Below are 12,467 nucleotides of genomic sequence, written 5' to 3' on the forward strand. Positions count from 1 at the left end.
CCACCGTGGCGTCCCTTCGTCGTTTTCCCGCGAAACCCGGTCCCCGTACCCCTGCGATGCCCGCTGCCCGCGCAGGTGAAACCAGGTGCGCAGGGCCGGTCACCCCTCGTGTCGCCGCTCGTGGCGCGGTCGCGGTGATCTCGCGGTGTCGTCACCCGGCGCCGACAGTGCCGCCGGATAGAGTTCCGGTCTGAGTGCGGCTGTCGGCGGAAGGTGGAGGCGTGCATCTGAAGAGCCTCACGCTGCGCGGGTTCAAGTCCTTCGCCTCCTCGACCACGCTGCGTTTCGAGCCGGGCATCACCTGCGTGGTCGGCCCCAACGGCTCGGGCAAGTCCAACGTGGTCGACGCGCTGTCCTGGGTGATGGGGGAGCAGGGCGCCAAGTCCCTGCGCGGCGGCAAGATGGAGGACGTCATCTTCGCCGGCACGGTGGGCCGGACCCCGCTGGGCCGGGCCGAGGTGGCGCTGACCATCGACAACACCGACGGCGCACTGCCGATCGAGTACAGCGAAGTCACCATCTCCCGGACCATGTTCCGCAACGGCGGCAGCGAGTACGCCATCAACGGCACCACCTGCCGGCTGCTCGACATCCAGGAGCTGCTGTCCGACTCGGGCATCGGCCGTGAGATGCACGTCATCGTCGGCCAGGGCCAGCTGGACTCGGTGCTGCACGCCGATCCGATGGGCCGGCGCGCCTTCATCGAGGAGGCCGCGGGCGTGCTCAAGCACCGCAAGCGCAAGGAGAAGGCGCTGCGGAAGCTGGACGCCATGCAGGCCAACCTGACCCGGGTCCAGGATCTGGTCAACGAGCTGCGCCGGCAGCTCAAACCGCTGGGCCGGCAGGCCCAGATCGCGCGCCGTGCCGCCACCATCCAGGCCGAGCTGCGCGACGCGCGGCTGCGGCTGCTCGCCGACGACCTGGTGACGCTGCGTCGGGCGGTGGCGGAGGAGGTCGCCGACGAGACGGCGCTGCGGCTGCGCCGTTCCGGAGTGGAGCAGGAGCTGGCGGCCTGCCAGCAGCGCGAGGCGGTGCTGGAGGCGCAGGTCGCCCAGCTCGGTCCGCGGGTCGGGCAGGCGCAGCAGACCTGGTTCGAGCTCTCCTCGCTGGCCGAGCGGGTGCGCGGGACCTCCGGGCTGGCCGAGGCCAGGGTCCGGCACGCGCGGAACCCGCAGACCGAGGAGCGGCGCGGGCGTGACCCCGAGGACATGGAGCGCGAGGCCGCCCGGATCCGCGCCGAGGAGGCGGAGCTGGCCGAGGCGCTGGAGCAGGCGCAGTACGCGCTGGCCGAGTCGGTGGAGCGCCGGGCCGAACTGGAGCGGATGCTCGCCCAGGAGGAGCAGCGGCTGCGCGCGGCCGCGCGGGCGCTGGCGGACCAGCGCGAGGGCCTGGCCCGGTTGCAGGGCAGGGTCGCCGCCGCGCGGTCGCGCGCGGTCGGCGCCCGCGCGGAGATCGGCAGGCTGGCCGAGGCGCGGGACGCCGCGCGGGACCGCGCCGAGGCCGCCGCCGCCGAGTACGAGCAGCTCAAGGCGCAGGTGGACGGGCTGGACGCGGGGGACGAGGCGGCCGAGGCGGAACTCCGGGCGCTGCGCGGGGCACTGGCCGAGGCGGAGGAGTCGCAGTCGCGCGCCCGCGAGGAACTGGCCGCGGTGGAACGCGAGCGAGCCGGTCTGACGGCCCGTCGGGACGCGCTGGCGCTGGGGCTGCGCCGCAAGGACGGCAGCGGCGCGCTGCTCGGCGCGGGCGACCGGGTGGGCGGGATCCTCGGCTCCGCCGCCGGGTTCCTCACCGTCCGCCCGGGCGCGGAGGCCGCGGTGGCCGCCGCCCTCGGCCACGCGGCCGACGCGGTCGCGGTCGCCGACCTCCGCACCGCGGTCGAGGCGCTGCAGCTGCTGCGCAAGGACGACGCGGGCCGGGCCGGACTGCTCATCGCGGGCCGTCCGCAGGCGGCCGGGCCGGACAGCGCCAACGGGGCCAACGGGGCCAACGGGGCGGAAGGACCGGGCAGGGCGGAAGGGCCGTGCGGGGCGGGCAGGGCGGTAGGGCCGGGCGGGGCGGAAGGGGCGGAAGGGGCGGACGGGTCCGCGTGTCTCGAGGGCGGCGTGGATCTGCTGTCCGTGGTCACCGCCGGGCCCGAGTGGCACGGCGCCGTCGCCGCGCTGCTGCGCGGCTACGTGCTGGTGGACGGCCTGGCCGAGGCCGAGGCCCTGGTCGCGGCCCGGCCCGGGCTGACCGCGGTGACGGTCGAGGGCGACCTGCTCGGCAGCGGCTTCGGCTACGGCGGGTCCGCTGCCGTGCCCAGCCTGCTGGAGACCCAGGCCGCCGTCGACGAGGCCGCCGCCGCACTGGAACTGCTGGCCGCCGACCGGGAGAGCCTCGCCTCCGCGCTGGAGCAGGCCACCGCCCGGCGCAAGGAACTCGCCGCCGAGGTGGAGGCGCTGGCCGCGCGCCGCCGCGCCGCGGACAGGGAGAAGTCCGCCGTTGCCCAGCAGCTCGGCCGCCTCGGCGGCCAGGCCCGCGGTGCGACCGGGGAGGCCGAACGACTCGCGACGGCCGCCGCGACCGCGGAGGACGCCCGGGAGCAGGCCGAACTGGAACTCGCCGAACTCGCCGAGCGGCTGCTGGTCGCCGAGGAGCTCCCGGCCGAGGAGGAGCCGGACACCGGGGAACGGGACCGGCTCGGCGAGGAGTCGAGCCGCGCCCGGCAGGGCGAGATGGACGCCCGTTTGTCCGTGCGTACCCACGAGGAGCGGGTGCGCGGGCTCGCCGGGCGGGCCGACTCGTTGGACCGGGGTGCGCGGGCCGAACGCGAGGCCAGGGCGCGCGCCGCCGCGCGGCAGCAGCGGCTGCGGCACGAGGCGGAGGTCGCCGCCGCCGTCGTGGACGGCTGCCGGCAGCTGCTGGCCTACGTGCTGGCGTCCCTCGGATCGGCCGCATCGGAGAAGGCGGCGGCCGAGCAGGAGCGCGCGTCCCGGGAGACCGAGCTGGGCCAGGGCCGGGTCCGCAGCCGTGAACTCAAGGCGGAGCTGGACAAGCTCACCGACTCGGTGCACCGCGACGAGGTGCTGCGGGCCGAGAAGCGGCTGCGGATCGAGCAGTTGGAGGCCAAGGCGCTGGAGGAGCACGGCGTGGAGGCCGACGCGCTGCTCGCCGAGTACGGGCCGGACCAGCTGGTCCCGCCGACGCCCGTGCCTGCACCCGACGCGACCTCGCAGGCGCCGGACGCCGACGCGGACCCGGCCGCCGATCCCAGGCCCGAGCTGTCCGGGCCGGTGCCGCGCGAACCCCTGCAGAGCGAACCCGTGCAGGGCGAGGCCGCGCAGGCCCGGCCGCGCCCCTTCGACCGCGCCGAGCAGGAGAAGCGGCTGCGCGCCGCCGAGAAGGCGTACGCCCAGCTGGGGAAGGTCAATCCGCTGGCGCTGGAGGAGTTCGCCGCGCTGGAGGAGCGGCACCAGTTCCTGAGCGAGCAACTGGAGGACCTCAAGAACACCCGGCGCGACCTGCTCACCGTGGTGAAGGAGGTCGACGAGCGGGTGGAGCAGGTCTTCACCGCCGCGTACCACGACACCGCGCGCGAGTTCGAGGGCGTGTTCTCCCGGCTGTTCCCCGGCGGCGAGGGGCGGCTGACCCTGACCGACCCGGAGAACATGCTCACCACCGGCATCGACGTGGAGGCCCGTCCGCCGGGCAAGAAGGTCAAGCGGCTGTCGCTGCTCTCCGGTGGCGAGCGCTCACTGACGGCGGTGGCCCTGCTGGTGTCCATCTTCAAGGCCCGCCCCAGCCCGTTCTATGTCATGGACGAGGTGGAGGCGGCGCTGGACGAGACCAACCTGCGCCGGCTGATCGCCATCATGGAGGAGCTGCGCGACAGTTCCCAGCTGATCGTGATCACCCATCAGAAGCTCACCATGGAGTGCGCCGACGCGCTGTACGGGGTGTCGATGCGCGGCGACGGCATCTCCCAGGTCATCAGCCAGCGACTGCGCGACGAGCCGCGCCGGCCGCCGCGCCGGGTCCCGGCCCAGCCGGTCGCGGCCCCCGCCGGCAGTCCTGTCGACCACGGGGCATCGTAAACCAGATCAAACCTGGAAAATACGTGCTGTTCGGGCGCTGATGCCCGTGCTCCCCCGCAACGGGCCGCGGCTCGGCGATACTGGAGCGGTTATGGAATACGTGATCCTTGCCGTAGTCATCGCGGTGGTGCTCGTCGGAGCAGCCACCGGCCTCGTCGTCAGCGGCAGACGGCGCAAGCAACTGCCCGCTCCGTCCCGGCCGGCGGAACCACAGATCGGCGAGGAGGCCGCACCGCCACGGGAGGTCCCCTCCCGGACCATCGAGGAGGTCCCGCTCCCCGAGGTGGTGGCCGAGCCTGCCACCGCGACAGCGGCGCCGGCCGAGCCGGTCGAGGCCCCCGCACCCGAGGCCCCCGCACCCGAGGCCGCTGTGCTGGAGGTGCCCGAGCCCACCGCCGGACGCCTGGTCCGGCTGCGTTCGCGGCTGTCCCGCTCGCAGAACTCCATGGGCAAGGGGCTGCTCGCGCTGCTCTCCCGGGACCGTCTGGACGAGGACACCTGGGAGGAGATCGAGGAGGTCCTGCTCACCGCCGACGTCGGCGTCGCGCCGACCCAGGAGCTGGTGGAGCGGCTGCGGACCCGGGTCAAGGTGCTCGGCACCCGTACCCCGGACGAGCTGCGCACCCTGCTCCGCGAGGAGCTGCTCACGCTGATCGACCCCAGCCTGGACCGCACCCTGCACACCGCCCGGCACACCGAGGAGGAGCCGGCCCGCCCGGCCGTGGTCCTGGTGGTCGGCGTCAACGGTGTGGGGAAGACCACGACCAGCGGCAAGCTCGCCCGGGTTCTGGTCGCCGACGGCCGTACCGTGCTGCTCGGCGCGGCGGACACCTTCCGCGCCGCCGCCGCCGACCAGCTGCAGACCTGGGGCGAGCGGGTGGGTGCCCGCACGGTGCGGGGTCCGGAGGCCGGCGACCCGGCGTCGGTGGCCTTCGACGCGGTCAAGCAGGGGATCGCCGAGGGCGCGGACACCGTCCTGGTGGACACCGCCGGGCGGCTGCACACCAAGACCGGTCTGATGGACGAGCTCGGCAAGGTCAAGCGGGTCGTCGAGAAGCACGGCCCGGTGGACGAGGTGCTGCTGGTGCTGGACGCCACCACCGGTCAGAACGGCCTGGTGCAGGCGAAGGTCTTCGCCGAGGTGGTCGACATCACCGGCATCGTGCTGACCAAGCTGGACGGAACCGCGAAGGGCGGCATCGTGATCGCGGTGCAGCGCCAGCTCGGCGTGCCGGTCAAGCTGATCGGCCTCGGCGAGGGTCCTGACGACCTGGCCCCGTTCGATCCGGCCGCCTTTGTGGACGCCCTCATCGGCTGACCTCGGAACAGGTACGCACCAGGGCGCGGGGACGGACGCTCCGGGACCGTGGCAGGCCAGGTCCAGCGCGGCGTCGTCCCAGCCGGTCTTGTAGAGCAGCTCCGGCAGCGACTCCGCCGCGTCCGGCGCGACCAGGAACAGCGCCCGCCCCGCGCCGGTCGCCAGCACCGGACCGGGGCGGATGCCCATCCGCTCCAGCCGCACCAGCGCCCGGTACCCGGCCTGCTCGGGCACGTCCAGCACGTCGAAGCCGCGCCCGGTCAGCAGGCGCAGCTCGGCGTCCGGCCGGTGCAGCCACGCTCCGCGGATCTCCGCGGGACCGCTGCCGGCCGGTAGTTCGTCGCGGTCTCCGGAGTCGTCGCCGTCGCCCAGGGCCGGGGCCGCGGGGTCGACCAGGGCGATCGACCAGCCCCAGCGCTGGGTGTACTCGGCCGCCGTCTGGCACCGCGAGGCGCGGGCGCGCCCACGCGGGCCGAGCGGCCGACCGCTGAAGATCGGATTGCCGAACAGGATGTCCAAGTCCACTCACCACCAACCAGAGTCGAGTACCGATGGTTACGCCATGGGGTGTGCCGGGGCGCGCGGTGGTGCATTGTGCGCCCTCTTCTGGGACCTGATCCGCGGATCGCATTGCCGAGCAGGTGCGAATGGTGCCAGGGTCATTGCAGAGGTCAGCCTCTGAGATCCAGTGAAGCGCGCGACGCCCGACCGGAGTTCACTCGCAGGGGTGGCGAAAGGTGGCGTTTCTGTGGGGGAAGTACCCCGGGTGGTGGAAACCGCGCTACGTTCGCTTCGCAGGCAGGTGATTCGACCGCCTCGTGGGTATGCCAGCGGCAACCACCGTGGCAGTGAACATCTCTGATGGATCATCTGTTCTTCATACAAGCTCGGTCGTCCTGGTTGACGGGACGAGACGGGCGTGGCAGCGGGTGAGCCCGGGATGGGGGCGTTCCGGTGGGCGAGAAACAACCCAATGAGCAGCTGACGACGTGGTTCGTCAGAAGCGGTTGGTCAAAAGGCGAATTGGCGCGGCAGGTCAACAGGCGCGCCCGACAGATCGGTGCGAGCCATATCAGCACCGACACCTCCCGGGTCCGTCGCTGGCTCGACGGCGAGAGCCCGCGGGAACCGATTCCGAAGATCCTTTCAGATCTCTTCTCCGAACGTTTCGGCTCGCTGGTCGCGATCGAGGACCTCGGCCTGAAGGCGGTGCCCAACCTGGTCCAGGGCTCCGGCGTGGACCTCCCCTGGAACGGCAGCCAGACCGTCCAGCTGATCTCCGACTACTCGCGCAGCGACCTGATGCTCAACCGCCGGGGCTTCCTCGGCACCTCGCTCGCGCTCACCGCGGGCTCCGCCCTGATAGAACCGATGCAGCGCTGGCTCGCCCCCAGCCCCACCAGCAGTCTGCCCACGGCCGCGCTCACCGCCGCCCGCGGTGGCCGCACCCCCACCGGCCGCATCTCGCCGCCCGAACTGGCGCTGCTCGAATCCACCGTGGTGATGTTCCGGCAGTGGGACGCCCAGAACGGTGGCGGTCTGCGTCGCAAGGCCGTGGTCGGCCAGTTGCACGAGGTCTGCGACCTGCTCCAGGAGTCCTACACCCCGGACGTCACCCGGCGGCTGTTCCAGACCACCGCGCAGCTGGCGCACCTGGCCGGCTGGATGTCCTACGACATCGGCATGCACCCCAGCGCGCAGAAGTACTACGTGCTGGCGCTGCACGCGGCCAAGGAGGCCGGCGACCGGCCCTTCGGCGCGCTGATCCTCACCGACATGTGCCGGCAGATGATCCACCTCAACCGCAGCAACGACGCCCTGGAACTGATCCACCTGGCCCAGTACGGCAGCCGCGACAGCGCGAGCCCGCGCCAGCAGGCGCTGCTGCACGCCATGGAGGCCCGCGCCTACTCCAACCTGGGCGAGGTCAACAAGTGCTACCGGGCCGCCCGGCTCGCCGAGGACTCCTTCCGGGACATCACCTCGGCCGACTCGGTGCCGGACTGGCTGACCTTCTTCTCCGAGGCCGAGCTCAACGCCGAGAACGCGCACTCCTACCGCGACCTCAGCTACACCACCGGGCGCAGCCAGGTGTACGCGCTGCAGTCGCAGCCGGTGATGGAGCGGGCCGTGGAGCTCTTCTCCGAGGACCAGGGCCATCAGCGCTCCTACGCCCTCAACCTGATCGGCATGTCCAGCGTGCACCTGCTGCAGAACGAGCCGGAGGCCGCGGCCGCGTCGGCGCAGCAGGCCGTGGACATCGCCGTGCGGATCCGCTCCGAGCGGGTCAACACCCGGCTGCGCAAGACCACCGAGGCGGCCCTCGGTGAGTTCCGCGACGTGGCCGAGGTGGTCCGGCTGCGCGAGCGGATCGACACCGAACTCCCCGAGTACACCCGCCCCCAGGCCGTCTAGCCCCCGCGATCTCCGACCGCGGAAACCGTCCACACTCGGCTCCCCCACGCCAGGTCTGCGGCTCCGGTTTCCGCGGTCGGTCATGTGCGCGGGCTGCCCGCTGGCGTGGTCGGGTCCGCTGTGTCATGTGCCGTGTCATGTGCGGGGCGACAGAGTAGCCGTCCGTGTGCGTCCGGGTTCGCACGTTCACCGTGACGTAACACTGCTGTCAGCTTCGTCACTGCCGCGAAACATGCTCACGCATCGGTCGAAACCGCCCTCCGTCAATCTCCTCATCATCAGCCGACGCCTCCGGGGGGCACGGGACGGATACCCGGAGAACGAAGCGGCTCAACACTCGAGGAGACGCCGATGCCTAGCGGCTTCAGCGGCGGAGACACCGCTTTTGTCCTGATAAGCGCAGCACTCGTCATGTTGATGACACCGGGCCTCGCCTTCTTCTACGGCGGCATGGTCAGAGTCAAGAGCACCCTCAACATGCTGATCATGAGTTTCATCGCACTCGGCATCGTCACGGTGCTGTGGGTGCTGTACGGATACACGCTCAGCTTCGGGCCGGACTCCTTCCACGGGCTCATCGGCGACTTCTCGATGCTCGGCATGCGCAACATCGGCATGAACCAGCTCAGCGGCACCATCCCGGTGTTCGCCTTCGCGGCCTTCCAGCTGATGTTCGCGGTGATCACCCCGGCGCTGATCAGCGGGGCCATCGCGGACCGGGCCAAGTTCTCCGCCTGGGCGCTGTTCCTCACGCTCTGGGTCACCATCGTCTACTTCCCGGTCGCGCACTGGGTGTTCATGTTCGACAACGGACACGGCGGCTGGCTCGGCGACCGGCTGCACGTGCTGGACTTCGCCGGCGGCACGGCGGTCCACCTCAACGCCGGTATGGCCGGCCTGGCGCTGTGCCTGGTGCTCGGCAAGCGGATCGGCTTCAAGCGCGACCCGATGCGCCCGCACAGCCTGCCGCTGGTGATGCTGGGCTCCGGCCTGCTGTGGTTCGGCTGGTTCGGCTTCAACGCCGGCTCCGCCCTGGCCGCCAACGGCCTGGCCGGTCTGGCCTTCATGAACACCCAGATCGCCACCGGCGCCGCCATGATCGGCTGGCTCGCCTTCGAGAAGATCAAGCACGGCTCCTTCACCACCCTGGGCGCGGCGTCCGGCGCGGTCACCGGCCTGGTCGCGATCACCCCGGCCTGTGCCTTCATCAGCCCGCTCGGCTCGATCGGCCTCGGCCTGGTCTGCGGCGCGCTCTGCGCCTGGGCGATCAGCCTGAAGTACCGCTTCGGCTTCGACGACTCGCTGGACGTGGTCGGCGTGCACGCCGTCGGCGGTGCCTCCGGCGCCCTGCTGATCGGCCTGCTCTCCACCGGCCACGCCGGCTCCAACTACGCCGGCCTGTTCTACGGCGGCGGCTTCACCCAGCTCGGCCGGCAGGCCCTGGGCGTCGCGGTGGTCGGGGTGTACTCCTTCGTCCTCGCCTACATCATCGGGAAGGTCATCGACAGGACGATGGGCTTCCGGGTCAGCGAGGACGTCGAGGTCGCCGGCATCGACATGGCCGAGCACGCCGAGTCCGCCTACGACTTCAGCGCGGTCGGCGCGGCCCTGTCCAGGGCGCTGGCGCCGGCCACGGTGGTGGCCAAGGATGAGGCGACAGGCACGGAGGCCGTGGCGGCCGACGCGGGAACGAAGGTTGAGGCATGAAGCTCATCACCGCAGTGATCAAGCCCCATCGTCTGGACGACGTCAAGGAGGCCCTGCAGGCCTTCGGCGTCCACGGACTGACCGTCACCGAGGCCAGCGGGTACGGCAGGCAGCGCGGCCACACCGAGGTCTACCGGGGCGCGGAGTACACCGTCGACCTGGTGCCGAAGGTCCGGATAGAGGTGCTGGTCGAGGACGACGACACGGAGGGCCTCATCGATGTCCTGGTGAAGGCCGCCCGCACTGGCAAGATCGGTGACGGCAAGGTCTGGAGCGTCCCGGTGGAGACCGCCGTCCGGGTGCGCACCGGGGAGCGCGGACCCGACGCGCTGTAGAGCGGTCCAGAGCAGTACCGACCAACGGTGGCGGGGGGTAGGGGACCACGGAGTCCCGTACCCCCCGCCACCGCGTACCACCCGCCGGAGGGCCCTGGGCCCTTCCGGCCTTTGTTGCATCAGCGCACCGCACCAGCAACGGGAGTCCCCTTGACGGATCGGCAGCAGGCAATGGCGGAGCAGGAACCCGGCGCCCCCGTACCGGAGGGCGACGCCTACGCCGCCCAGCGGCTGCGCCTGCTGCGCGAGGACGGCCGGGTCGGTGCCGCCCGTCGCGCCGCGCTGTCCGAACTCACCGACCGCTGGCTCGCCGGACTCTTCGCCACCGCCGCCGACGGGACCCCCGGGGTCGCCCTGGTCGCGGTCGGCGGCTACGGCCGCGGTGAACTGTCCCCGCGCAGCGACCTCGATCTGCTGCTGCTGCACGACGGCGGCGGCCGGGGCCGGGCCGTGCCCGCCCTGGCCGAGCAGATCTGGTACCCGGTCTGGGACAACGGCATCGCCCTGGACCACTCGGTCCGCGACCTGCCCACCGCCCGCAGGATGGCCGCCGAGGACCTCAAGGTGCAGCTCGGCCTGCTCGACGCCCGCCATCTGGCCGGCGACCCGGCACTCACCGCGACGCTGCGCTCCGCGGTGCTCGCCGACTGGCGCGCCGACGCGCCGCGCCGGCTGCCGGAACTGCACGCGCTCTGCCGCGACCGGGCCGAGCGCCAGGGCGAACTCGCGTTCCTGCTGGAACCCGACCTGAAGGAGGCACGCGGCGGCCTGCGCGACCTCACCGCCCTGGACGCCGTCGCCGCCTCCTGGATCGCCGACGCGCCGCGCACCGGCCTGGCCGAGGCGGGCGCCCGGCTCCGCGACGTCCGGGACACCCTGCACCTGGTCACCGGACGGGCCACGGACCGCCTCAGCCTGCAGGAGCAGGACCAGGTCGCCCGCGAACTCGGGGTGCTGGACGCCGACATCCTGCTGCGCCAGGTCTACGAGGCCGCCCGCATCGTGGCCTACGCCTCCGACGTCACCTGGCGCGAGGTCGAACGGGTGCTGCGGGCGCGCAGCGGCGCGGGCCGGGTCCGCCGCACGGTCCGCTTCGGCTTCGGCTCCAGCCCGGCCGCCCGGGGCGCGGCCGAACGCCGTCCGCTCGCCGAGGGCGTGGTCGAGCAGGACGGTGAGGCCGTGCTGGCACACGCGGCCCGGCCCGGCACCGACCCGGTGCTGCCGCTGCGCGCGGCGGCGGCCGCCGCCCAGGCCGACCTCACGCTGGCGCCGTCGACGGTACGGCGACTCGCCACCGAGGCCCGTCCGCTGCCGCTGCCCTGGCCGGACGAGGCCAGGGAACAGCTGATCACCCTGCTCGGCGCGGGCGAGAGCGCCGTCCCGGTCTGGGAGGCGCTGGAGTCCGAGGGGCTGATCGCCCGGCTGCTGCCGGACTGGGAGCGGGTCCGCTGCCGCCCGCAGCGCAACGCCGTGCACCGCTGGACCGTGGACCGGCACCTGGTGGAGACCGCCGTCCGGGCCGCCGCGCTCACCCGCCGGGTGGCCCGTCCCGACCTGCTGCTGGTCGCGGCGCTGCTGCACGACATCGGCAAGGGCTGGCCGGGCGACCACTCCGAGGCGGGCGAGGTGATCACCCGCGACGTCGCGGTCCGGCTCGGCTTCCCCAAGCCGGACGTGGAGGTCCTGGCGCTGCTGGTCCGGCACCACCTGCTGCTGGTGGAGACCGCCACCCGGCGCGACCTGGACGATCCGGCGACGGTCTCCGCGATCACCTCCGTGGTCCGCAGCACCGGTGTGCTGGAGCTGCTGCAGGCGCTGACCGAGGCCGACGCGCTGGCCACCGGGCCCGCGGCCTGGAGCAGTTGGCGGGCCACCCTGGTCGCCGACCTGTGCGCGCGGGCCGCGGCGGCGCTGGCCGGGGCGGCCGGGCCGGCCGAGGCCCCGGCGGAGGCCACCGCCGAGGAGGAGCGGCTCGCCGTCGAGGCGGCCCGTACCGGGGGACCGGTGCTCTCGGTGCACGCCGAGGCGGAGCGCCCGGTCGAGCCGTCCACGGAGCCGATGGGGGTGACCCTGACGCTGGCCCTGCCGGACCGGCCCGGGGTGCTGCCCACCGTGGCCGGGGTGCTGGCGCTGCACCGGCTGACGGTGCGGTCGGCCGCGATCCGGGAGCTCGACCCGATCGGGGCGGGGCCGGTCCTGGCCCTGACCTGGCAGGTGGCCGCGGAGTACGGCGAGGTCCCGGAGGCGGCGCGGCTGCGCGCCGACATCCGCCGCGCCCTGGACGGCGGGATGGACGTCACCCGCAGGCTCGCCGAACGCGACGCCGCGACCCCGCGCCGCCGGGGCATCGCCGCCCCGCCGCCTCGGGTCACCGTGGCCCCGGGCGGATCGGCCAAGGCGACCGTGCTGGAGGTCAGGGCCCACGACGCCCCCGGCCTGCTGCACCGCATCGGCCGCGCGCTGGAGGACACCGGCGTCCGGGTCCGCACGGCGAGGATCTCCACGCTGGGTGCGGACGCGGTGGACGCCTTCTACCTCACCGGACCCGACGAGCTGCCGCTGCCGCCCACCCGCGCCACCGAGGTGGCCCGGATCGTGGAGCGCGCCCTGTCCTGACGG

The 12,467-nt window shown here is 73.1% G+C and carries 6 protein-coding genes; all 6 read left to right on the forward strand.

All coding sequences use genetic code 11. The features are described 5' to 3' along the window. Positions 1 to 221: 221 nt before the first annotated feature. The 6 genes from ABH925_RS09205 to ABH925_RS09230 all read left to right on the forward strand — a co-directional run bounded on the left by ABH925_RS09205 (position 222) and on the right by ABH925_RS09230 (position 12,464). Positions 222 to 4,073 (forward strand): chromosome segregation SMC family protein, encoded by a 3,852-nt coding sequence (locus ABH925_RS09205; protein ID WP_370146748.1) that lies wholly within the window; start codon positions 222 to 224, stop codon positions 4,071 to 4,073. A 91-nt stretch (positions 4,074 to 4,164) separates the two neighbouring features. Beyond that, positions 4,165 to 5,391: a signal recognition particle-docking protein FtsY gene (gene ftsY, locus ABH925_RS09210; protein ID WP_370146749.1), complete on the forward strand. Its 1,227-nt coding sequence runs from the start codon at positions 4,165 to 4,167 to the stop codon at positions 5,389 to 5,391. Positions 5,392 to 6,345: 954 nt separating this feature from the next. Then, positions 6,346 to 7,806 (forward strand): hypothetical protein, encoded by a 1,461-nt coding sequence (locus ABH925_RS09215; protein WP_370146750.1) that lies wholly within the window; start codon positions 6,346 to 6,348, stop codon positions 7,804 to 7,806. A 351-nt stretch (positions 7,807 to 8,157) separates the two neighbouring features. Beyond that, positions 8,158 to 9,513 carry an ammonium transporter gene (locus tag ABH925_RS09220; protein ID WP_370146751.1) on the forward strand — a complete coding sequence of 452 codons (1,356 nt, stop codon included), beginning with the start codon at positions 8,158 to 8,160 and terminating at the stop codon, positions 9,511 to 9,513. Further along, positions 9,510 to 9,848 carry a P-II family nitrogen regulator gene (locus tag ABH925_RS09225; RefSeq protein ID WP_370146752.1) on the forward strand — a complete coding sequence of 113 codons (339 nt, stop codon included), beginning with the start codon at positions 9,510 to 9,512 and terminating at the stop codon, positions 9,846 to 9,848. Before ABH925_RS09220 ends, ABH925_RS09225 begins: the two co-directional genes overlap by 4 nt. 171 nt (positions 9,849 to 10,019) lie before the next feature. Beyond that, the gene (locus ABH925_RS09230) at positions 10,020 to 12,464 is read left to right on the forward strand and encodes a [protein-PII] uridylyltransferase (protein WP_370146824.1); all 2,445 of its coding nucleotides are present in this window, start codon (positions 10,020 to 10,022) and stop codon (positions 12,462 to 12,464) included. Positions 12,465 to 12,467 lie beyond the last annotated feature (3 nt).

Source organism: Streptacidiphilus sp. EB129 (assembly GCF_041262645.1).
Classification (GTDB): Bacteria; Actinomycetota; Actinomycetes; order Streptomycetales; family Streptomycetaceae; genus Streptacidiphilus.